The following is a 23,612-nucleotide window of genomic DNA, read 5'->3' on the forward strand; positions in this document are numbered from 1 at the left end:
GCAGCTTTCGGGCTGCTTTTTTATGCAATAAGCATTTGAATAAGCATAGCGGTTACAATGGCTATTCCAAAGCTTAACAAAGTTCCGATCAGGACATATTCAGTTAATTTAAGATCGTGTGCTTCTTTTAAATCGCCGAACCGAAATATGGATTTGGCTGCAAGTAAAAAGCCAACCGCTTCGAAATGATTGGTTAAGATAAACAAGAAAATTAGTACTCTTTCCAGTATCCCGATATACTTGCCTGCATTTTGTAGCGACTGTGGGCTGTCTGGTTGGTTATCAGGAAGCCATTTGGCAATAATTACCCGCATCACAATTGATGTAGGCATGGTTAGAAATAAAGCCCCTGCTATTAAAATCCAGGTTTTGGTTTCATTAAAAAAACTGATATTTAAACTTCCTTTGTAAAAAAAGTGCCATACTACTACTATCGAAGTGAAATGTAAAACCTGATCAACAAAAAATAGTATCCGTGTATTTTTTTTGGTCTGAAAAATCGATTTTAAAGCATCAATAACAAAATGAAGCACTCCTATTGATAGTGCTGCCTTCCAAACGCCAAAATTCAAGAAAATAAGGAATATTAAAGCTATATGGATGGCCACATGAAAATAGAGCTTTATTGATCTTAATTTCTTCCTTTCTTTATCTTTTACCCAAGCGTTTGGTTGTAAAAAGAAATCTCCAATTAAATGGACAAGAATAAGCTTGATTAAATAAATATCCATTATTTTAAAATCAGTTGGTTCAATTTTTTACGGTAAAGCCTGTCCATTTCCATAATTTCGGTATAATGTGCACGCTTCAATGCTTCGCTTACAGATGATTGCGTTCGGCCTGAAATAGCAGCCAGTTCGCTTTGCAACAGGTTATTGTTCTCTAAGGCAAGCTTTACCATTTCGGCAGCTACAACTCCCCAGCTATCCATTGATATTAGCGAAAGCTTTATTAAGACATTAATTTCCTCATCAAAATCAGCGGAATCAGTTTTAATGGCTAAATTAACCTTAGCCTGCTTTAAACTGTCAAAAGCTGCTCCTGAATTTACAAAAGCATCTCCACTGGATTCTGAAAGTTTTTTCCGTTTGTTCTTGATATCTCCAATTCCAATGCCCATCCTTACATCTGCAGGTTTATTTACCCTGATACATGCTTTTAAATAAGCAGCAGCCCTGATGGCTTTTTCTGGCTCAACTTCTACCTGAAAACTATCCCCACGATAAATCTCCCACTTACTATTCTGATCGGAAACTATTTTTAAAGCGGTTTTTAAGCTTAATAACCAGCTATCTTTAATCTTCCTTGAGCCTACAATATCACCTGTTATAATGCAAATCATACTACAATATCGAACTTATTATTCATATTTCAAAACTAATATCGGGTAATTAGCCGATATTTCTATTTATCGGGTATTTAGCCGATATTTTAAATTATCGGGTATTTAGCCGATATTGATCTAAAACTAATCAATAAATTTATTGTTTAGTAGCTATGGCACTAATAGAATTTACCAAAAGAGGAATTTACTGTAAGCAGGGCGATTTTTATATAGACCCTTGGTGGCCTGTAGATTATGCAGTTACAACACATGGGCATAGCGATCATGTGCGTTTTGGAAATAAATACTATCTCTGCCATACCTTAACCAAACCTATCATAAAACGCAGGATCAGCGAAGATTTGAACGTAGAAACATTAGAATATGGAGAAAGCATCATCCGTAATGGAGTGAATATTTCATTTTTTCCTGCCGGACATATTATCGGATCTGCCCAGGTACGTTTAGCTTATAAAGGTGAAATTTGTGTTATCTCTGGTGATTATAAAATTGAAGACGATGGCATTACTGCACCCTTTGAGCCTGTAAAGTGTCATTCTTTTGTTTCTGAAAGTACTTTTGGCTTGCCAGTTTACAAATGGCAAAAGCAGGAAGTTGTTTTTAATGGCATCAAGAGTTGGGTAAGCGATAATATTATGCAGCAAAAAACAAGTGTATTAATTGCCTATAGCTTGGGCAAAGCACAACGTTTAATTAAAAATTTGGCTGGTGATATTCCTATTTATGTACATAACAGTATTGCTAACCTGAATGAAGTGATTATTGACGCAGGTGTAAAGCTTCCCAAAACCATTAGAATTACTCCTGAAACCACTAAAGATGAACTACAGAAAGGTATTGTAATTGTGCCGCCTGCCATGAGGGATAGTCGCTGGATCAAAAATTTAGCTCACCCTGTAACAGGTATTTGTTCTGGTTGGATGCAGGTGCGGGCACACCGACGGTGGCAAAGTGCCGATGCTGGCTTTGCACTTAGTGACCATGCCGATTGGCCCGGTTTAATGGAGGCCATTACCGCAACCGGTGCAGAAAAAGTTTATGTTACCCATGGTTTTACGGCAGCTTTTAGTCGGTTTTTAAATGATGAAGGCATAGAAGCTGCTGAAGTGCTAACCAAATTTGGGCAAGAAGATGATGAAGAAAACAAGGTAGATTTAGTTGATCAAAACGAAAATAAATAACGATGAAACGTTTTGCTCAATTAATCCAACAGCTCGAACTGAGCAATAAAACCAACGATAAAATTGCGGCCTTGGTTAATTATTTTAACCATGCTGATGATAAAGATAAGGTGTGGGTTATCGCATTGTTTACAGGTAAAAAACCTAAAAGGCCAATTAAATCAGCCCTGCTTAAATACTGGGCTATAAACATTACCGAAACACCAGAATGGTTATTTGCCGAAAGTTATGCCAATGTTGGCGATTTAAGCGAAACCATCGCCCTGTTATTGCCGCCTGCCGAAAACACCTCAGATTTTCAATTGCATAAATGGGTTGAAGATTTGCATGATCTGGAAGGTAAAGATGACGAAACCAAAAAAGAATTTATTCTGAGCGCATGGAATAAACTTGAAACACAGGAACGTTTTATTTTTAACAAATTGATCTCTGGAAATTTTAGGATTGGTGTTTCCAATAAAATGCTGGTGAATGCGCTGGCTAAACAGAGCAGTTTAGATAGTGCCCAGATTATGCATAGCATTATGGGGAAATGGAATCCTTATGAAATTACCTTTCACGAACTGATAAATGGTATACATGTGAATACCGATAACTCCTGGCCTTACCCCTTTTGTCTTGCCTATGCCTTAGAGCAAGAACCAGAGAAATTAGGTAATATTTCTGAATGGCAGGCCGAATGGAAATGGGACGGCATTCGCGGGCAGATTGTAAAACGGAATGGAGAACTCTTTATCTGGAGCCGTGGCGAAGAACTGGTTACAGAACAGTTCCCCGAACTGCACTTTATGATCGATGTTTTACCTGATGGTGTGGTTTTAGATGGCGAGATCTTGGCAGTACAGAATAAGCAGGTTTTATCATTTAGTACGTTGCAACAACGTTTAAACCGCAAAACAATTAATAAAAAACAATTGGAAGATGCACCTATTGGATTTTTTGTTTATGATATTTTAGAATATGAGGCAAAAGATTTCAGGGAAGAACCTTTAAGTATAAGACGAAAAATACTCGAGGCGTTGATTGGTGGTTTAGCTGAAAGTCCGGTGATGATATCTCCGGTAATTAATTGCAGCTCGTGGGAAGAATTAGCCGAGTTGAGGCAAACCTCGCGTTCAATTAACAGCGAAGGAATTATGCTTAAAAAGTTAAGCTCTCATTATCACAGTGGAAGAAAACGGGGCGACTGGTGGAAATGGAAAATTAATCCATATACCGTTGATGCGGTAATGATCTATGCGCAAAAAGGAAGCGGTAGAAGGGCTAATTTCTTTACCGATTACACCTTTGCTGTTCGTGATGGAGAAAACTTAGTAACAATTGCAAAAGCCTATTCGGGTTTAACAGATAAAGAAATTAAAGAAGTAAATAGCTTTGTAACCCGAAATGCAATTGAGAAATTTGGGCCAGTACGTACGGTAAAACCCGAACTGGTTTTCGAAATTGCATTTGAAGGAATTGCTGAAAGTAAACGGCATAAAGCAGGTTTAGCTTTGCGTTTTCCACGTATATTGCGCTGGAGAAAAGATAAAAAAGCTGATGAAATTAATACTTTAGAAGATTTGAGGCAATTGTTGCAGTCGACTTTATAAGCTATCCCAAACCTCGCAGGTTTTCAAAACCTGCGAGGTTTAGCCTGCTTAGGTTTGCCTTACTATTTTAAACCCGACAGCAGCGATACCCTTTTTTGTTAGCGTTGGATCCTTGTTACAAGAATGATTACAAAAAAGGTAAAGCGAATGGCGGGACTGCTTTAACCGAAGCATTACTGTTCTCGCTTTTCAAAAAACAATTATAAAAATTAAAAAGTAAGGATATTTAAGCATGGACCAAACCAAGACCAGAGGTTATAAAAGGATAAAAGCATGGTTAAAGACCAATAAACGCAAGCCTTTTCAATTTCAGGAAGATGCCTGGCAGTATTATTTGAATGGTTACAGCGGTTTGGTAAATGCACCTACAGGCTTCGGAAAAACATTTTCTTTATTTCTAGCCGTAGTAATTGAGGCTTTAAATGCTACCGAGACCAACAATAAAAAAGCGAAAGACCGGTTACAGTTAATCTGGATTACTCCGCTCCGATCCTTAGCCAAGGATATTGCAAGAGCCATGCGCGAAACTTTATTGGAGCTGGAATTGGATTGGCACGTTGGTGTACGTAATGGCGATACTTCTCAGGCAGAGAAATTGCAGCAGAAAAAATCGATGCCCGAAATTTTATTGATTACCCCAGAAAGCCTGCACCTGTTACTGGCGCAAAAAGGCTCTTCAACCTTATTCAGAAATCTTAAGTGTATTGTTGCTGATGAATGGCATGAACTTTTAGGTAGTAAACGTGGCGTTTTGGTGGAACTGGCTGTATCGCGGATTAAAGGGTTGCAAAAGTTAGAGAAAAACCAGTTTTTAAGAATTTGGGGAATTTCGGCTACTATTGGAAATATTGACGAGGCTTTAGATGTATTAGAGCCAAATTTGGAAGCAAAACGGATCATCGTTAAGGCTGATCTAGAGAAGAAAATCATAATCAAATCAATTTTGCCTGATGATATCGAAACATTGCCCTGGGCGGGCCATTTGGGCTTAAAACTTGCCTATAAACTTTTACCGATCATCGAGAAAAGTAAAACTACTTTAATCTTCATCAATACCCGTGGGCAATCGGAAATGTGGTACCAGCACTTGTTGAATATCGAACCCGAACTGGCCGGTCGGATTGCCATACACCATGGATCAATAGATTTCGAACTCCGTAACTGGATTGAAGATGCCTTGCATACCGGACAACTCAAAGCAGTTATTGCCACCTCATCGTTAGATTTGGGCGTAGATTTTAAACCTGTTGACACCGTTGTTCAGGTAGGGTCGCCAAAAGGTGTTGCCAGGTTTTTACAAAGGGCAGGGCGCTCTGGCCACTCCCCTCACGAAACTTCTAAAATATATTTTTTACCTACCCATGCGTTAGAACTGGTGGAAGCGGCAGCAATTAAAGAAGCTGCCAAAACAAACAATATAGAGAGCCGTGAGCCTTTTATTATGGTATTTGATACCCTGGTTCAGTATTTGGTTACACTGGCAATAGGCGACGGATTTGATGATAAAATTATTTACGAAGAAATTAAAAATACCCATGCTTTTAAACTTATCCTACCCGAAGAATGGACTTGGGTAATGCAGTTCATTACCTCTGGAGGCGATAGTTTAAGTGCTTATACTGAATTTAAAAAGGTGATTAAAGATGAAGATGGGCTTTGGAAAGTGAAGAGCAGGCAATTAGCCATGCGGCACAGGTTACATATTGGAACAATTGTAAGTGATGCGATGCTGAAAGTTAAATTCATTTCTGGCGGTTACATTGGCATGGTTGAAGAATATTTTGTTACCCGTTTAAAAGCTGGCGATAATTTTCGTTTAGCAGGAAGGGTTTTAGAATTTATCCAGGTAAAAGACATGACGGTTGTGGTGAGGGTTAGTAAACAGAAAAATGCAATCTCTCCTAGTTGGAACGGTGGGCGATTACCTTTATCGTCCAATTTAGGATCAGTTTTACGAAAAAAATATAATGAAGCATTGGATAAAACGCATCAGGATGAAGAATTAGATGCAGTGTATCCTTTGTTTTTACTTCAGGAAAAACGTTCTCATGTACCCAAAAACGACGAATTATTGATCGAACTCATTAATAATAAAGAAGGTTTTCATCTCTTTGCCTATCCATTTGAAGGGCGTTTGGTACATGAGGTTTTGGCCGCCCTGGTAGCCTATCGTTTAAGTAAATTGTTGCCAATCAGTTTTTCTATTGCCATGAACGATTATGGTTTTGAACTTTTGAGTGAAACGGAGATTCCTATGGACGAATCGATTGCCTATGAGGTTTTTTCGCCTGTAAATTTAACTGAAGACATTACGCTGAGCATCAATTCAACTGAAATGGCAAGACGGAAATTTAGAGATATTGCCTGCATTTCTGGACTAGTTTTTCAGGGTTACCCAGGTAAATATGTGGCCAATAAGCACCTCCAGTCATCTGCTGGTTTGTTTTTTAATGTTTTTAGCGATTATGATAAACATAATTTACTTTTGCGCCAGGCATATGATGAGGTTTTTTACCAGCAACTGGAAGAGCCAAGATTGGCAGCAGCTTTAGAGCGGATTCAAAATGGAGCAATTATTATAACGAATCCTAAAAGTTTTACTCCGCTCTCTTTTCCTATTAAAGTGGATAGCTTGCGCGAGAATATGAGTTCGGAAGAATTGGAACAGCGCATTGCCAGGATGAAGGCCGAATCAGAGAAAATTAAATAGATGAATCTTTCTTGGATCTGTCGGAATTTAAAAGATCCTTCGACAGGTTCAGGATGACAATAAAGCGAAATAAATGACTATTACGAGCCGAGGTGAAGAACTGATTTTAGACAAAGAAAGGGCTTTATTTTTACCCAAATACCAGCTTTTGGCCATAAGCGATTTACATTTGGGTAAATCTGCACACTTCCGTCAGGCGGGATTGCAAGTACCTGCTACCATTGCTCAAACAGATCTGCAACGCTTAAGCTTATTAATTAAGCAGTATAATCCTAAAACATTATTGATCAATGGCGACATGTTTCATCATGGTTTGAATACCGATATTGATGAATTTTCTGCATGGAGAAAACAATACCAGGAGCTTAATTTTCTATTGGTAAAAGGGAATCACGACAGGCTTTCGAATGCGAATTATGCTGCAATGAATATCGAAATACATGAACCCAGTTATTGCTTAGGCCCTTTTTGTTTTATCCACGACGCGCCAAATTGCACCGAAGAAGAACTATACCCAATCAGTGGACATATCCATCCTGGAGTTACCATTGTTGGTAAAGCCAAGCAGCGTTTAAAATTTCCATGTTTTTATTTTGGGAAGGAATATGCCGTTTTACCAGCTTTTAGCTTATTTACTGGGCTTTATAACATTTACCCCAAAGCAAGTGAACGTATTTTTGCGGTAACACCTAAAAGTGTGGTAGAAGTTTAAGCGTGGGTATCAATTATCTGTTTCAGTTGGGATGCCTGTAAAACACCACTTTGCCTCCACACCTGTTTTCCGTTTTTGAAAAGAATTAAGGTGGGAACGCTCTGAACATTGAACGAAGAAGCGGCTGGTTGATTCTTATCGATATCTACTTTGATAATTGAAACCGAATCTCCAACTTGTGATTTTAATTGTTCTAAAATTGGCTTCATCATTTTACAGGGACCACACCACTCGGCAAAAAAATCTACAAGAACAGGTTTATCGCCGTTAATTAATTCTGAAAATTTAGCCATGATATTTGTTTTTATTTAGAAACAAAAGTAAACTGGATTGGTTTTTAAATGAAAATTCGTCATTTGCGAGGAGGAACGACGAAGCAATCTTCATACAGCAGTTGTTAGAACTTTTATTAATAAGATTGCTTCGTCGGCTGAAAAAGCCTTCTCGCAATGACGAATATCTGAGTTTAAGCACTTATCGGCAGCTCTGCAGCCAAGGCAGTAACCCAATCTTCAAATAAGGCTTTTTCGATTTTTATGACTTCGGCAGCATGATTTTCCCAATCATCAGAAAAACTGACCAATTGATTCATCATTTCTTCCAGGTGACCTTCTTCTTCCAGAATAATCGATTTTACGTTTACCTTGCTTTTTGCTTCATCTAAAACGGCTTGATAAATTGGATACAGTTCATCTGCACGAACTTCGATAGCGTAAGTAACAAATAAATAGGCAGCGAATTTTAAATCGTAACCAGAAAGATTAAATACAGCTTTTAAATAACGGCAAACCGCGATATCTAAAGCATGCAAATAGTACTTTGTATGGTTTGGAGATAACAATTCGGCATTTGTATAAGTTTTACAAAGCGCTTCGTCGATCTTCGAAATCTGCTTTTTTAAATAATAAGCATGACGGTGTTCTTCTGCTGCGTGTTTAAGAATAATCAGGTTTACATTTTCTTTATGCTCGGAAGCTGAAATCTTCTTTGCACCTGCATTCTCCATATAAGATAGTGTATTTAACCATTTAGCATGCAATACGTTGTCTGAAACTATAGATTTTAAATTTGAAGCTAACATTCTTAATTCTTAAACTGATAAATTGTTTAATTGCTGGCATTATGCCCACTGAAAACTGTTAATTGTAAACTGACTAAATTTCTCTGTTCAGATCCCAGCTTTCTAAATAATCTGCAACTCTGCGTACAAACATTCCCCCTAAAGAGCCATCTACAACTCTGTGGTCGTACGATAAAGATAAAAACATCATGTGCCTGATCGCAATTACATCACCATGTTCGGTTTCCAGCACTGCAGGTTTCTTTTTAATGGCGCCAACTGCTAAAATGGCCACCTGAGGTTGGTTAATAATTGGCGTACCCATTACATTTCCGAAACTACCTACATTGGTTAATGTAAAAGTTCCACCTTGCGTTTCATCAGGCTTTAATTTGGAATTTCTCGCTCTTGTGGCTAAATCGTTAACTGCTTTTGTTAAACCAACCAAATTTAATTGATCGGCATTTCTAATTACAGGAACAATTAGGTTTCCACTTGGCAAGGCGGCAGCCATGCCAATATTGATATCGCGTTTTTTGATAATCTGCGTGCCATTAACTGAAACATTGATCATCGGGAAATCTTTTATCGCTTTGGCAACCGCTTCAACGAATATTGGGGTAAACGTTATTTTTTCATTTTCACGTTTTTCGAAACTGTTTTTTACTTTATTGCGCCATAAAACCATGTTGGTTACATCGGCTTCAACAAACGAAGTTACATGCGGTGAAGTTGTTTTACTCATTACCATATGGTCGGCAATCAGTTTACGCATTCTATCCATTTCGATAATTTCATCTCCACCACTAACACTGGTTGTTGATGCTTTATTTACAGCTGGTGCCGATGAAGTGGCTTTATTTTCAGTCGGTTGGCTTGTTGGCGGAATAAGCGGTGTTATAATAACTGTTTTAGTTGCAATTGGCGCTGCATCAGTTTTATTGGCAATATAATTTAATAGATCATCTTTATTTAATCGCCCATCGGCACCAGAGCCTTTAATTGCGTCTAGCTCAGCCAATGAAATATTTTCCTGGGCAGCAATACTTTTAACCAGCGGGGAATAAAAGCGCTCAGATGAGCTAAAATCTGTGGCTATGGCAGTATTTTCTGATGGTAGTTGTGCAATTCCAGGAATGGTTTCAGTTTTTTCTTCTGCTATTGGCTTTTCTACAATCGGAGCTTCAGTTTTTTGGGACTCTCCACCTTCAGTTTCAATAATGGCAATTACATCGCCAACCTGGGCAACTTCATCTGCCGCAAATAACTGTTTTACCAATTTACCGGCAACCGGAGAAGGAACTTCAGAATCTACCTTATCAGTAGCGATTTCCAGAATGGTATCATCTAAATCAATAGAATCGCCTGGTTGTTTTACCCATTTAATCACCGTTGCTTCCGCAACACTTTCACCCATTTTTGGTAACAATAGTTCGTATTGAGCCATATTAAATTACAGTATTTTATATTGGTAACGCCACAAAAATACAGTTTTTATTCTTTCTAAACTGTTTCTTTAAGTAGATTTAATAGCATGGCTAGTGCCGATGCTGCAGAACGTTCGATGTTTTGAATGCGTTTGTTGCTGAAATTAAACACCTTAGCTACAGTTTTGTGTTTTGAAGAAATTGCAATCCATACCGTACCAACTGGTTTGTCTTCTGTTCCACCATCTGGACCCGCTATGCCACTAACCGCAATAGCATAATCTGTTTTAAAATGTTTAATTGCGCCTTCGGCCATTTCTGTTACAGTTTGTTCGCTCACAGCTCCAAAGGTGTTTAATGTACTTTCTTTTACACCAAGGATAGATTCTTTAAGTTCGTAGGCATATGCTACTGCCCCGCCCCAATAAACGGAAGAAGAACCTGGATGCTGCGTAATCAAGTGTGCAATGTAACCACCAGTACAGCTTTCTGCCGTTGATAAGGTCAAGCCATTACTTTTCATTAGGTTCAGAATCGCTTTTTCCAATGGAATATCTTCATCAGTTACCACAAACTTATTTACTTTTGAAATAATCTGTTTGGCATAAACCTCAACCTCTTTGTTTAATGCTGTTTCATTATCACCTTTAGCCGACAAGCGCAAACGTACTTGTCCTAATTTTGGCAGGTAAGCCAATTTGATATGCGCCGGTAAGCTATCTTCTATTTCCTCAATCTCTTTGGCCAGAAATGATTCGCCTATATTTGCAGTAAGAATGGTTTTATGAACAATAAACGGCAGCTTAAATCTACTTGTAATCCTTGGTAGAATTTCGTCATCCATCAGGTACATCATCTCATAAGGTACCCCCGGCATAGAAACAAAAATCTTATTATTCTGCTCAAACCACATACACGGAGCTGTACCGTTTTTGTTTACAATTACTTCGCAGCCATCGGGAACATCGGCCTGCTGAATATTGATGTCTAATAATGGGCGTTTGTATTTTTCGAAAATCTGACGAACCATCTCCAGTGCACCGGGATCATTACGAAAGCCCATATTAAAATACTTCGCCAAAGTTTTCTTGGTAATATCATCTTTGGTCGGACCTAAGCCACCAGTAATTAAAATAATATCTGCACGTTTTTCGGCAAGTTCGAGTGCTTCAATAATATGTTGCTCATCATCAGAAACGGAAGTAATTTGCTTAACGGAAACACCAATTAAATTTAACTGTTTAGCCATCCAGGCAGAATTGGTATCAATGATTTGGCCAATGAGAATCTCATCACCAATGGTAATAATTTCGGCTAGCATAAATTTATTGGTATGTGCTGTAAAAACCTTGTCTTTTGCTCAATTTCAAATCCTGCAATATCGATGCCTTAACTTTTATGGTAACAGAATAACTTTTGTAAGCACCGTATGGAACCCAGTTTACACTCATATCCCAGCAATGTAAATCGCGGTAAATAGCTAAATTCATTGGGGTTAAGCCATTGTTCTTAAAATCGTAACCTGAGTTAAATGTAACTTTCCATTTTGGCGTTAAGTTAACATCGCCATTAAAGTTTAGTGTATTCGAAATTGTATTGTTGTTTCCGTCATTCGAATATTGGAAACTATACGAGAACGAGAAATTCCATGGAATGTTGAAATCCACGAAGGCATTAGGATCACGGCTTATAGCCGCCAATTGTTCCGACTGTATATCGGTCATGCCTTTTTTATTGGCAGCCTCCCCTAATTTATCGTTGGCTTCGTTTTTACGTTTTAACGCCTCTGGGTTTAAACTGTAATCGAATGAGAAACCAAAGTTGGTTAAACGTGGTAGGAATTTATTCTTTTGGAAGAATAATCGGTCCTCTCTTATTTTAATGGTTTGACCATTAACTGTTGTGTCTTTTAACGCATATGGATCTAATGTTCCGTTGTAGTTTATGCCTAATTTATCGGTAAACTGCGATCGGCCACTAAAACCTATTGTAGATAATTTGTAGGATGGAGCTAAGAAATTATAAGAACCGCTAAAACTTAAACCTTGAATAATTGGGATTTTCTTTGAGCCTGTTCCGGTTGTATCGTTTTTATTTCGGACCTTCAGTTCGACGGTATTATCCAAGCCGAAACCAATGGATGCATTGGGGCCTCCAAAGGAGCCCGGCTGTGCCATCCCGTCAAAAATGGAATATTTTAAAGGTACTCCGTTAACTAAAATTGGGTTACCCTTGTATGTGGCTGGTTCAAAAGGTCCAGCTCCAGCTTTGGTAAAATCAGGAGAATAAGAAAAGGAAACATTTGGTGTCATTACATGACGTAATGCCTGAATTTTGCCAGCTGGATTAAAATCTCTTCTGCCATAAATTTTAGTAGACATGCTAGTTGATAAACTGTAACTGCCCGCTCTTTTAAAACCACTGAGGGTATCCTCTCTAAAAGTATAAGTGTTATCTGCAAACTGTGTATATCTTCTATTTACGCTTTGGAAATTCCAAACCTCATTATAGGTACCACCCAAACTAAAGTTTAAATATTTTAAGGCTGTGAAAGACATATTTACTGGAATACTGTGCGAAAATCCACTTCTTAATCGCTTTAAACCATCATTTTGAAACAACAAACTATCAAAAGTATCAATTCGGTTTGTTCCTTGTAAGCTATAACCTACGGTAAGTTTTTGATACCATTTTTGTTCGCCAACTGCATTTTTAGGACTAAAGGGGTTAAATGTAGGTACGTTGAATGTCATTTCAGGCAACCTTAACGATATTGCTCTTGTACTTAAAGTCTGATCACTTGATGCAGCCAGAGAGAAGTTCATACCGTTCGAATAAGCCTTCGCATAACTGATACTACTACTGGTTGAGTTGGTTGCGATGGTGTTAATGTCGTAAGTAGTACCTGCTGCAGTATTTTTATAGTATCCCCTTTTCCCTGTTGATACCAATCTTACACTGGCACTAAATGTGGTACCAGGATTGGCATTGGCATTTTGACTATGGCTCCAATTGATGCTAAAGTTTTTTGTGGGGTTTGCAAATGCTTCAGTGCCCTCTAGTCCGTCTTTAAAACTAGAGTAAGCTAGGTTAATGTTGCCATTGTATTTATATCGCTTGGTATAATTGCTTAAAACACTAGTTTCATATGAACCATTGGTGTAGATCGAGCCCATTAATTTGGCATCCCAATAATCGTTTAATCCGAGGTAATAACCACCGTTTTGCAGAAAAAAACCTCTCGTCGCATCTTCGCCTGGTGTAGGAAGGATTACACCTGATGTTCGTTTATTTGGTTTTGGAAAAAATGCAAATGGCAGCCCCAGAAAAGTGGGGATATCTTCGATAATCATATAAACCGGACCAGTAATAATCTGTTTCTCTGTTACCACACCTTTAGAAATCATTAATCCAAAATGCGGGTGTGGAAGATTACAGGTACTGTACATTACATTTTTAATGTGCAGTTCGTCATCTATTTGCTTTTTGCTTTGCCCGCCAGAGAAGAAACCTCCTTCTTGTTCAGAAAAAACACCATATACTTTGGCCCGGGTTGTTTCTGAATTGTAAAAAATAGAATCTGCTATAGCTGTTCCATCAGCACCCGATTTAAAGATTGGTTTTCCGGTATATCTACCAGTTTTCGGATCTTTAATACCACGTGCAAATATGGAATTTTGCTTTTTATCGTATTTGATATAAGCCGCATCTAGCTCAAAATCACCATATACAACCCTTGCGTTTCCGTATAAATAGACAATACTTTTATCGGCACTCATTTTTACGGAGTCCTCCGCTTTGTATTCTACTTTTTGGTCGATACTACTATTATTTTTACCTGTCTTTTTAGTAGTATCCTTTTTAGTTGTGTCTTGCTGGATGATTTGTTGCAATGAAAAATGGGAAAATGCGTTAGCTTTACCAACAACAAGTGTTAATAAAATGACAGATATTAGTAAAATAGAGCTCTTAAGAAGTTTCAAATTCGTATTTGAATGTTATTTTTGCACAAATGTTTAATCAAAAACGTTCAAAATTAGTGAAAAATATACCATTGATGTATCTTAAATCCATTTTAACAATTATTATTTATCTAGTGTTATCAAATTCTATTGATAATCAGGTGTTTGCGCAAGAATATAAAATTAAAACAATTGTGATCGATGCTGGTCATGGTGGTAAAGATGGTGCAACCCACGGTGTGTATTCTAAGGAAAAAGATGTGGCACTTAAAACTGCATTGAACCTTGGCCGGGCGCTTCAAGATAGTTTGAAAGATATCAAAGTTATTTATACCCGAGAGTCGGATGTATTTATTCCTTTATATGAGCGTATCAATATTGCAAATAATGCCAAAGCCGATTTATTTATTTCTATCCATTTAAATGATATGCCGGTTAGGGTATCGAGAGTGGTAGATTATTATAAAAAAGTAAGAGGCAGAAAAGTACCTGTGTATAGAACGTTTACATCTAAAAGTACCTCAACACGGGGAACAGAAACCTTTGTATCAGGAACTGGCCGTTTAGGTGAACAGGATGAGGTGATTAAAAGAGAGAATGCATCCATGTTTCTGGAAGAGAATTATCAGAAAAACTACGAAGGATTTATAGCGAACACACCTGAGAGCGACATTATGTTATCTTTAATGAAACAAACCAATAGAGATAGGAGTTTAAAGTTTGCTTCAATGCTTCAACAAGAATACGTTAATGCAGGCCGCACCAACAGAGGTGTACAAGAGAAAAGCCTTGCGGTATTAGCCCGTGCAGCTATGCCTGCAGTGTTAACTGAAATAGGTTTTGTGAGTAATCCAGATGAAGAAGACTACATGAATTCTCCTGAGGGACAAAATGAGATTGTGAATGGAATTATTAAAGCAATTAAAAATTATAAACGTATAGCTGAAACATCATTTTAATATCCCTCGTGCATGAAGATTAAACTTCTGATTACAATACTTTTATTTTCGTTACTAATTGCTGAAAAAGCGCCTGCTCAGGGTTATAAGATCAAAACAATTGTAATTGATCCTGGTCATGGCGGCAGAAAACCTGGTGCTTCTGGTAGTTTTTCGAAAGAAAAAGATATTTCGTTAAAGGTTGCATTAAAATTAGGCGCATTAATAAAAGAGGAAATGCCAGATATTAAAATAATTTTTACGCGTAAAACAGACATTGATGTTGATTTGTACAGGCGGGCAGAAATAGCGAACGAAGCCAATGCAGATCTTTTTATATCGGTACACTGCAATTCGATGCCTCCGGGCAACAAACATGTTAAAGGAGTAGAAACACTGGTTGCAGGATCGCATCGGTTAAAGGAACAAGATGCTGCCATCAGAGAGAATGCCGATATTAAATTGGAAAAGAACTACAAAAGCAAGTACGATGGGTATGATCCAAGTAACCCAAGTAGTTTTATTCTTTTATCGCTTTTAAAAAATACCTTTAGAGACAAAAGCATTAAATTTGCCAAATTAATACAGAATAGCTATATCAGCAGAGATGAACGATTTAGCCGCGGTGTTAAAGAACAGGGGGTTTTGGTACTGCAGCGCTGTGGTATGCCCGCCGTTTTAACAGAAGTAGGTTTTATTTCGAATACGCAGGAAGAAAAATATATTAATTCGCAAAATGGACAAAACGAGATCGCCAAATCTATTTTAGAAGCAATAAAAACATACAAAAAAAATATTGAGGTTAAATAAGTGGCATTATAAATGATAGTTATTTTAACTTTGTAAAAAATATAAAACTGATACCAAACAAATATTGCAGCCTTTGTGTATTTATAAGGTTTAGCACAAAAAATTAATTACGCTCAGACAAGTGAAGAAAGGATATCTCTGCACTTGTAGCCATTAAATAAAACACTCATGAAGATTAAGAACGAAACCAAAGTAGGTATTTTAGCTGCATTTGCCATTGCTTTATTAATAATTGGATATAATTTTTTAAAAGGAAATTCAATTTTCTCAAGTGAAACTACATTATTCGCAAAATATACCAGGGTTGATGGTTTAACTGTATCAAAACCTATCCTTATTAATGGCTATCAGATTGGCCGTGTAGCCAAACTGGAACTGCAACCAGATGGTAGTATTATTGCTACCTTAAGTGTGAACAGCAAATATGAAATTCCCGAAAACAGTATTGCCCGTTTAGAAGGTACTGATCTTTTGGGTAGCAAAGCCATTGTAATGTCGTTGGGTAACTCTAAAAAAATGGCAGAAGATGGCTACACCTTAAATGCTAATGTAGAGAAAGGGCTGATGGAGCAAGTTCAGCCAGTTCAAAAGAAAGCGGAGTTAATTATTGGTAAAATGGACTCTATTTTAAGTAGTGTAAATTCTATCTTAAACCCTAACTTTCAAAAAAATGTTGACAAGAGCTTTAACAGTATTGCAGGTACATTGGCTTCGTTAGAAACAACCTCTAAAAAAGTTGATGGTTTAGTAGGTTCAGAAAGCGCACGTATTGAAGCAATCTTCAAGAACGTTGAAGGCATTACTGCTAACTTAAATAACAACAATCAAAAGATCAGCGACATTTTAACCAATATTAATACGGTTACCGATAAGTTTGCAGCTGCTAACTTTAAACAAACCTTAGATAATGCAAACAATGCTATTGCTGATTTACAAAGCGTAATTTCAGGAATTAAAGATGGAAAAGGCAGTTTAGGATTATTGTTAAACGATGATAAAATGTATCAGAATTTAAATAATGCTTCAAAAAATCTCGATGAATTAATGATCGATTTAAAAGCTAATCCTAAGCGTTATGTACACTTCTCGGTATTTGGAGGTGGCAACAAAAAAGACAAGTAATTAATTTTTATAAATTTGGAAGCCTTGCAGTTTTAAATTGTAAGGCTTTTTTTATGGTTACAATTCTGTATGCCAATTTTTTGCCACGGAAGCACAGATGGCACGGAAAATTGAATAGCTTATTCTTTTACCATCCTGAGGTCAGTTTTAACTGAAAAACATTGGAGTTGCAATGACAGGTTTTAGCAGTTCGTCATTCCCAACTTGATTGGAAATCGTAATGCAATATAAGCTTTAAGATTCCCACCTGCGTGGGAATGACGCTCGGTTTTTGGAATCTGTCATTGGTAATGCAACGAAGGATCTTTAAACGATGCAAAATGTAAGATGTAAGGAATTTTGATTCTACGGTGATTTGCGTTATCTGCGGGGAATTTTCTGCTCTTAAGCTCCTGCAGATTTAAGAAGATAAACGCAGATTATGTTTAACGATTAATTTGCATCCAACTCTGTACTCTCTGCGCTTTTTCTCTGTGTACGCGTGGTAAAAAATGAAAAAAAAATCTAAAGCTGAAAAGTTCTCCCCTCAACCGCTAATTCAGTATTTTCGAAAACAGACTGTGCTTCTTCTAAAAGCATTTGTAAGGTTTTATACCGAGAAGAAAAATGCCCAATGAGTAACTTCTTTGCTCCGATGATTTTGGCTATCTCTCCCGCCTGTAAGGCTGTAGTATGATGTGTTTCTTTAGCTCTATCCAATAAGTCGTGCATAAAGGTAGCTTCATGGTATAACGTATCGGAATCTTTTATTGTAGCAAAGTAACTTTCATCAAATAAGGTATCGGAGCAATAGGCGTAACATCTCGGTGCCTCTGCCTCTGTGGTATAATCTTGGCTGCGTAAAATCTCGCCATTTGGCAGTTCTACATCAATTCCTTTTTTTAAGGCCGTGTAATAAGCCATAGGTACTTCATCAGTCTTCTCTTTTATCAGTTTTCGCTGACGTTTCTTTTGCTGAAAGATAAAGCCAGTAGTAGGGATACGGTGATTTAAAACAATAGTTTTAACTGTTAAATCACTATTCTCGAATATCTGTGTAGACTGATCGGCTTCAATTGGGAAAAATTCTATTGGATACCTCAACACCGTATCAGAATATTTAAACTGGATCTCTAAAATCTCTAATAAAGATTTGGGACCAAATATCTGCATAGGCTTTACCCTACCATTTAAGTGCAAACTGGATAGCAATCCAATTAAACCAAAATAATGATCGCCATGTAAGTGGCTGATAAAAATATAATCGATGCGGGCGGCTTTAAGGTTGTACTTGGCCAATTGCTGTTGTGTACCTTCACCACAATCGATTAAATAATATTTTTCATTACAATTTAAAAGCTGTGCCGATGGGTTCCTGTTAAATACAGGAGTAGCAGAACTGCTTCCTAAAATTGTAACTTCAAATTTCATCATGATAAGATATAAAAAGCCTCGTAGATTTTTAGAACTACGAGGCCGGAATGTTATTTAAATATTTTGTTATTTAGCGCCTCTAAACTCTTTTTCCAACTCATCCATAAAGATAAAATCAGTTGCTTCGTCTATTGTATTTACAAACGTTACAGATTGAAATATGTTTGATAATTCAATAATCGATGCCAGCTCATCATTAATTCCAGTTACGATAAATAATCCGCCTGCCGATTTGCAAAGTCTATCGCCAACCAATAAGCAGCTTAAATCCTGTGCATCGCTACACTCTGTAACATAGCTTAAATCAACGATTATATTTTGAAATCCCTCAGCATTGAGCAAATAGAATTCTGATTTCAAACCTGGGGCATTATCGTTTGTAAACTTAGGCTCTTCTAACTTTAAGGTTACATATTTATCGTGTTTATCTACTGAAAATTTCATCTCTCTAATCTTTATTTTACTAATGTATAAAATTTGTTTCGAATTTAAAGTGTTTCTAAAGCCTTTAAAACATTGGTTTCGATGCGGCTAGAAATGGCATCAGCATCAGCTTTTATAAAGCGCTCTCCTACAATTTGTTCGTAAAGTTCGATGTAACGTTCTGAAATCGAATTTACAATTTCAGGTGTCATTTCCGGAACAACTTGTCCATCTTTTCCCTGAAAACCATTTTCAATTAACCATTTTCTTACAAACTCTTTTGAAAGTTGTTTTTGTGGCTCATCTGCATTTTGGCGATCCTGATATCCGTCAGCATAAAAATAACGTGACGAATCTGGTGTATGAATTTCGTCGATTAGATAGATTACACCATCGGCAGCACCAAACTCGTATTTAGTATCTACTAAAATTAATCCGCTTTTTGCTGCAATTTCAGTTCCTCTTTGGTACAATGCATAAGTATATTTTTCTAACTTTTCGTAATCTGTTATTGAAACAATTCCTTTTGCTAAAATATCTTCTTTTGAAATATCTTCATCATGCCCTACTGAAGCTTTTGTAGTCGGAGTAATAATTGGCTGAGGCAGTTTATCATTTTCTTTTAATCCATCAGGCAAAGAAACACCACAAACAGAACGCTTACCGCTACTGTACTCGCGCCAAGCATGCCCAGCTAAGTAACCTCTAATTACCATTTCTACTTTAAATGGCTCACAGATACGGCCAATGGTAACCATTGGATCTGGTACATCTAAAACCCAGTTAGGAACGATATCCTGAGTAGCTGCTAAAAATTTAGCCGCAATTTGGTTCAATACCTGTCCTTTAAATGGAATAGCTTCAGGCAATACTACATCAAAAGCAGAAATACGGTCTGATACAACCATTACCATAAACTGGTCGGCTATAGTGTATACATCGCGAACTTTACCTTTGTAAAAATTACTTTGATTTGGGAAATTGAAATGAGTTTCTTTTAGTGCTTTCATGAGGGGATAAAAATAGGAAAAAAGTCTGAAAGTTAGAAAGTCCGAAGACCGGAGTCGGATGATAAAAGTTGTAAATAGCAAAAGTCCAAAGTAGTTCTATTATTAGACTTAAACTTCGGACCCCTGACTTTCTGACTTCCGACTTATTGAATATCGCCGTAAGCTTTCAAGATATCTTTCACCAGTTTATGTCTAACAACATCTTCACCGCTTAAGTAAATAATATCGATTCCTTTAATATCTTCTAAAATCCTTAAGCCGTTAAATAAACCCGACATCTGTTTTTTAGGTAAGTCGATTTGTGTAACATCGCCAGTTACGATAAATTTAGCAGTCGGCCCCATACGGGTTAAAAACATTTTTAACTGCATATCTGTGGCATTTTGGGCCTCATCTAAAATCACAAAGCAATTATCTAATGTACGTCCGCGCATGAATGCCAGGGGAGCAATTTCTATCGTACGGTTTTCGATGTAGAATTTCAATTTCTCTGCAGGAATCATATCGTCTAATGCATCGTATAGTGGGCGTAAATATGGATCTATTTTTTCCTTTAAATCGCCTGGTAAGAAACCAAGGTTCTCTCCAGCCTCAACCGCTGGACGGGTTAAAATAATCCGTTTAATTTCTTTGTTCTTTAATGCCCTAACCGCTAGTGCTACGGCTGTGTATGTTTTTCCTGTTCCAGCAGGGCCAATGGCAAATAGGATATCATTTTTAGTAATGCTGGTTACCATTCTACGCTGGTTAGCCGTTCGGGCTTTAACCAATAAACCGTTTGTACCAAATACAATTACTTCTCCACCTCCACTAGCAGGGTCTGCAACTGATTTTTTCTCCACACCAATTGCTTTGGCACCTAAAATAGATTCAACATCATTATTGCTCAAAGAACTATATTTCTCCATATGAGCAACCAGCTGATTAAACTTATCTTCAAAAGTCTTAAGTTCCTGTTCATCACCAAGAACTGTAACTCCACTCCCTCTGGCTACAATTTTTAGTTTAGCAAAAGAACCTTTAATCAATTCGTAATTCTCGTTATTCGGGCCCCAAAAGTGAGCAGGATTTACGGTGTCCAGGGTTAATTTTAATTCGTTCAAACTGTAGTATTTTAAAAAGTTATCGGGGTATATTAATTAAAATTTGAATATTTGCAGACGCTTAGGCCTGTACACAAGAATAAGCAATAATAATGAATTTTTAATGGGGATAATTACTTTAACAACAGATTTAGGTTCAAAAGATTTTTACCAGAGTGCCCTTAAAGGTAGTCTGTTGAGTCTTATGCCTAATGTTAATTTAGTTGATATTACCCACGAGGTCCCATCATTTAATATTTCTTACGCAGCCTTCGTTCTAAAAAACGCTTATCCATACTTTCCGAAGAACACGGTGCACTTAATCGGTATCGATTCTGTGTATAGCGAAAACACCAAATACATTGCCGTAAAGCATCGTGATCACTTTTTTGTTGGAGCTGATAATGGTATTTTCTCCCTTCTTTTTGATGATACCCCAGAAGATGTAGTGGAGCTAAATATTATGCAGGATTTAAAATATCTTCATTTCCCACTGGTTGATATTTTTGTTAAAGCAGCAACGCATTTAGCTAAAGGAGGCAAACTGAAAGAAATTGGTTTACCTGTAGCAGAGATTGAGCAGAAGATGCTTCTACATCCTGTTATAGAACGGGATGTGATTCGAGGAAGTGTGGTATATATTGATACTTTTTGCAACGTAATCACTAACATTACCAAAGATCTTTTTACTAAAATACAGAAGAATAGGGATTTTACTTTATATTTTAGAAAAAGCGAAACCATTACTCAATTGAGCTGGCATTATAATGAAGTACAGGAAGGCGAAAAACTTTGCCTGTTCGGCATTAGTAACCATTTGGAAATTGCTATTAATAAAGGAAAAGCAAGTGGCTTATTAGGTTTGCATTTAGGTGATATTGTGCGGGTTGAATTTCATCCTTAGTTAAGGTCAAAGTAGTAGAGAGACTAAAGCTGAATTTATTTCAGCACCTATCTTGAAAAAGACTCCGAAATAAATTCAGAGTGACGGAATATAAAACAACTTCTAACCTTTTCACGTTTATACCGCATGAAGAAATATTTTTACCTGCTTACTATTTTATTGCTGAACCTGAATGCCTTTGCACAGCAAGATACCACTGCTTATGCTGCACAGCGTGCTAAAGTAAATTCTTTGCTTGCAGAAAGAAGTGCCAAATTTGGTCAGTATGATGAAAGTTTAAATCAGCGAACTGGAATATTTGGCTGGCAAACCAAACGTGATATTAAAAATTCCAATGAAATTCTTCGTCAAGTAGTTTTAACAGATAATAATATTTTCAAAGAGCTGAAAGTATTAATGGATTATAAAGATTTGCAGAATCAGCAGAAAGTAGCTTTGGCGGATAACTCTCAGGAGCGAATAGCGCGTTACATGCAAACGATTAAAAAACTACAAGATCAAAATGCACAACTCAAAGAAGATTTAGATAAAAAGAATAAAGGAGGTTTATCAACCTATATTATTGTCTTTTTGATTTTAGTAATGGCAGGTGGGTTTTATTTTTTCAATAAGAAACTGCAGCAATATGAAAGCGCTAAAATCAACGCTTAAAATTACAATCAGATTTTAGCTGCTCTATAAATTTAAAAGCAATAAGCAGAGTATGAAAAAAGCGTTGTTTAAAGTCTTGGTTAAAATTAACAACACAATTTTACCAAGTTTGTATAAAAAAGATCCGAATAAGCTCACTACTTTTCAGAAGGCGTTATTGGGTTACCGCTATTGGGTGCTAACAAATGCGTTAGATTAGATATAAAGACCTTATAGGTTTTGAAAGCCTATAAGGTCTGGGCAATATTAAATTATTTCTTAAAATGCTCAATAATCAACGTTGCCAATTCCGTACCAATACGTTCCTGTGCTTCGTTGGTTGATGCACCAATATGTGGTGTTAATGAAATTTTTGGGTGTGTTAAAATTCCTGCCAATGGTGTAGGCTCGTTGTCGAAAACATCTAACCCAGCGAAAGAAACTTTGCCAGAATTTAATGCTTCAATTAAAGCTGGTTCATCAATTGTTCCACCACGAGAACAGTTTACAATGCCTACTCCGTTTTTCATTTTAGCAAATTCTTCTGCTCCTAAAATTGGCTTATCAGCAAATGGAGTGTGTAAACTAAAGAAATCGCTTCCCGTGATTACTTCATCTAATGAAACAGTTTTAATTGGAATACTTACTGATTTTCCACCTTGGAATTCTAAAGTGATTTCTGATTCTGAAGGATATAAATCGTAAGCTAAAACATTCATCCCTAAACCTAAAGCCACTTTAGCAGTAGCACGGCCAATACGGCCAAAACCGATAATACCAATGGTTTTGCCACTTAATTCAGTTCCTTTGGCATAAGCCTTTTTAAGGTTGTTGAATTGGGTAGAACCTTCTACAGGCATTTTACGGTTAGCATCCTGTAAAAATCTGATACCGGTAAATAAATGAGAAAATACCAATTCCGCTACAGATAATGAAGATGCAGCTGGTGTATTTACCACAGCAACACCTTGACTGCGTGCATATTCCACATCAATATTGTCCATACCTACCCCACCTCTACCAATTAATTTGATATTCGGAACAGCATCAATTAACTCTTTTCTAACTTTTGTTGCACTACGAACAGTAATGGCATCATAGTTTTTTAAAGCTTCAGCTAATTTATCTTGAGGAATGGTTTCGGTATCAACCTGGAAACCTGCTTTTTCTAATAATTCTTTTCCGATCGGATCGATCCCATCGTTTGCTAATATCTTAATCATTTTATTTATGATTGCACAGATTTGTTTGATTACACCGATTAAATAATCGCAATAATCATCTGTGGTTA

General features: G+C 37.0%; 21 protein-coding genes. 9 read left to right on the forward strand and 12 right to left on the reverse strand.

The annotated features are described in order from the left end of the window. Positions 1-20: 20 nt before the first annotated feature. Entirely contained in the window at positions 21-731 is a 711-nt protein-coding gene (locus EZ456_RS16875; RefSeq protein WP_131532131.1) for a DUF3307 domain-containing protein, read from the reverse strand. Continuing rightward, positions 731-1,342, reverse strand: coding sequence for a SatD family protein (locus EZ456_RS16880; RefSeq protein WP_131532133.1), 612 nt, complete (start codon positions 1,340-1,342; stop codon positions 731-733). The genes EZ456_RS16875 and EZ456_RS16880 overlap by 1 nt, the downstream gene beginning before the upstream one ends. 155 nt (positions 1,343-1,497) lie before the next feature. Here EZ456_RS16880 and EZ456_RS16885 point away from each other — a divergent pair, with 155 nt between their 5' ends. The 4 genes from EZ456_RS16885 (at position 1,498) to pdeM (ending at position 7,540) form a co-directional block, all read left to right on the forward strand. Further along, entirely contained in the window at positions 1,498-2,526 is a 1,029-nt protein-coding gene (locus EZ456_RS16885) for a ligase-associated DNA damage response exonuclease (protein ID WP_131532135.1), read from the forward strand. Between the two features lie 2 nt (positions 2,527-2,528). Beyond that, a complete protein-coding gene (locus EZ456_RS16890) occupies positions 2,529-4,118 on the forward strand; it encodes an ATP-dependent DNA ligase (RefSeq protein ID WP_131532137.1) in 1,590 nt (529 codons plus the stop codon). Positions 4,119-4,350: 232 nt separating this feature from the next. After that, on the forward strand, positions 4,351-6,828 hold the full coding sequence (locus tag EZ456_RS16895) for a ligase-associated DNA damage response DEXH box helicase (RefSeq protein ID WP_131532139.1): 2,478 nt from the start codon (positions 4,351-4,353) through the stop codon (positions 6,826-6,828). A gap of 73 nt (positions 6,829-6,901) precedes the next feature. Next, complete coding sequence (gene pdeM / locus EZ456_RS16900; RefSeq protein WP_131532141.1) at positions 6,902-7,540, forward strand: ligase-associated DNA damage response endonuclease PdeM; 639 nt, start codon at positions 6,902-6,904, stop codon at positions 7,538-7,540. On the opposite strand, the gene trxA is transcribed toward pdeM, so the two are convergent. The 5 genes from trxA to EZ456_RS16925 all read right to left on the reverse strand — a co-directional run bounded on the left by trxA (position 7,537) and on the right by EZ456_RS16925 (position 13,920). Continuing rightward, the gene (gene trxA / locus EZ456_RS16905) at positions 7,537-7,833 is read right to left on the reverse strand and encodes a thioredoxin (protein ID WP_131532143.1); all 297 of its coding nucleotides are present in this window, start codon (positions 7,831-7,833) and stop codon (positions 7,537-7,539) included. The genes pdeM and trxA overlap by 4 nt on opposite strands. Before the next feature lie 173 nt (positions 7,834-8,006). Next, complete coding sequence (locus EZ456_RS16910; protein ID WP_131532145.1) at positions 8,007-8,621, reverse strand: hypothetical protein; 615 nt, start codon at positions 8,619-8,621, stop codon at positions 8,007-8,009. 73 nt (positions 8,622-8,694) lie between these two features. Further along, positions 8,695-10,047 carry a dihydrolipoamide acetyltransferase family protein gene (locus EZ456_RS16915; protein ID WP_131532147.1) on the reverse strand — a complete coding sequence of 451 codons (1,353 nt, stop codon included), beginning with the start codon at positions 10,045-10,047 and terminating at the stop codon, positions 8,695-8,697. 56 nt (positions 10,048-10,103) lie between these two features. Then, positions 10,104-11,348, reverse strand: a complete 1,245-nt coding sequence (locus EZ456_RS16920; protein ID WP_131532149.1) for a competence/damage-inducible protein A — start codon at positions 11,346-11,348, stop codon at positions 10,104-10,106. Between the two features lie 4 nt (positions 11,349-11,352). After that, positions 11,353-13,920: a putative LPS assembly protein LptD gene (locus EZ456_RS16925; RefSeq protein WP_225876561.1), complete on the reverse strand. Its 2,568-nt coding sequence runs from the start codon at positions 13,918-13,920 to the stop codon at positions 11,353-11,355. Positions 13,921-14,084: 164 nt separating this feature from the next. Between EZ456_RS16925 and EZ456_RS16930 the strand changes: the two genes are divergently transcribed. The 3 genes from EZ456_RS16930 to EZ456_RS16940 all read left to right on the forward strand — a co-directional run bounded on the left by EZ456_RS16930 (position 14,085) and on the right by EZ456_RS16940 (position 16,859). Beyond that, complete coding sequence (locus EZ456_RS16930; RefSeq protein ID WP_131532153.1) at positions 14,085-14,948, forward strand: N-acetylmuramoyl-L-alanine amidase family protein; 864 nt, start codon at positions 14,085-14,087, stop codon at positions 14,946-14,948. 12 nt (positions 14,949-14,960) lie between these two features. Beyond that, entirely contained in the window at positions 14,961-15,737 is a 777-nt protein-coding gene (locus tag EZ456_RS16935; protein ID WP_131532155.1) for an N-acetylmuramoyl-L-alanine amidase family protein, read from the forward strand. 168 nt (positions 15,738-15,905) lie between these two features. Further along, the gene (locus EZ456_RS16940) at positions 15,906-16,859 is read left to right on the forward strand and encodes an MlaD family protein (RefSeq protein ID WP_131532157.1); all 954 of its coding nucleotides are present in this window, start codon (positions 15,906-15,908) and stop codon (positions 16,857-16,859) included. A 504-nt stretch (positions 16,860-17,363) separates the two neighbouring features. Here EZ456_RS16940 and EZ456_RS16945 read toward each other — a convergent pair. The 4 genes from EZ456_RS16945 to EZ456_RS16960 all read right to left on the reverse strand — a co-directional run bounded on the left by EZ456_RS16945 (position 17,364) and on the right by EZ456_RS16960 (position 20,808). Continuing rightward, a complete protein-coding gene (locus EZ456_RS16945; RefSeq protein WP_131532160.1) occupies positions 17,364-18,269 on the reverse strand; it encodes a ribonuclease Z in 906 nt (301 codons plus the stop codon). Between the two features lie 69 nt (positions 18,270-18,338). Continuing rightward, positions 18,339-18,716, reverse strand: coding sequence for an STAS domain-containing protein (locus EZ456_RS16950; RefSeq protein ID WP_131532162.1), 378 nt, complete (start codon positions 18,714-18,716; stop codon positions 18,339-18,341). Between the two features lie 44 nt (positions 18,717-18,760). Next, entirely contained in the window at positions 18,761-19,705 is a 945-nt protein-coding gene (locus EZ456_RS16955; protein ID WP_131532164.1) for a phosphoribosylaminoimidazolesuccinocarboxamide synthase, read from the reverse strand. A gap of 143 nt (positions 19,706-19,848) precedes the next feature. Continuing rightward, a complete protein-coding gene (locus tag EZ456_RS16960) occupies positions 19,849-20,808 on the reverse strand; it encodes a PhoH family protein (RefSeq protein ID WP_131532166.1) in 960 nt (319 codons plus the stop codon). A gap of 103 nt (positions 20,809-20,911) precedes the next feature. Between EZ456_RS16960 and EZ456_RS16965 the strand changes: the two genes are divergently transcribed. Further along, positions 20,912-21,691 carry an SAM hydrolase/SAM-dependent halogenase family protein gene (locus tag EZ456_RS16965; RefSeq protein WP_131532283.1) on the forward strand — a complete coding sequence of 260 codons (780 nt, stop codon included), beginning with the start codon at positions 20,912-20,914 and terminating at the stop codon, positions 21,689-21,691. Positions 21,692-21,817: 126 nt separating this feature from the next. Further along, positions 21,818-22,342 carry a hypothetical protein gene (locus EZ456_RS16970; protein WP_131532168.1) on the forward strand — a complete coding sequence of 175 codons (525 nt, stop codon included), beginning with the start codon at positions 21,818-21,820 and terminating at the stop codon, positions 22,340-22,342. Positions 22,343-22,593: 251 nt separating this feature from the next. Here EZ456_RS16970 and EZ456_RS16975 read toward each other — a convergent pair whose 3' ends face one another. Next, complete coding sequence (locus EZ456_RS16975; RefSeq protein WP_205945120.1) at positions 22,594-23,544, reverse strand: D-2-hydroxyacid dehydrogenase; 951 nt, start codon at positions 23,542-23,544, stop codon at positions 22,594-22,596. Positions 23,545-23,612 lie beyond the last annotated feature (68 nt).

Source organism: Pedobacter psychrodurus, assembly GCF_004331735.1.
Classification (GTDB): domain Bacteria; phylum Bacteroidota; class Bacteroidia; order Sphingobacteriales; family Sphingobacteriaceae; genus Pedobacter; species Pedobacter psychrodurus.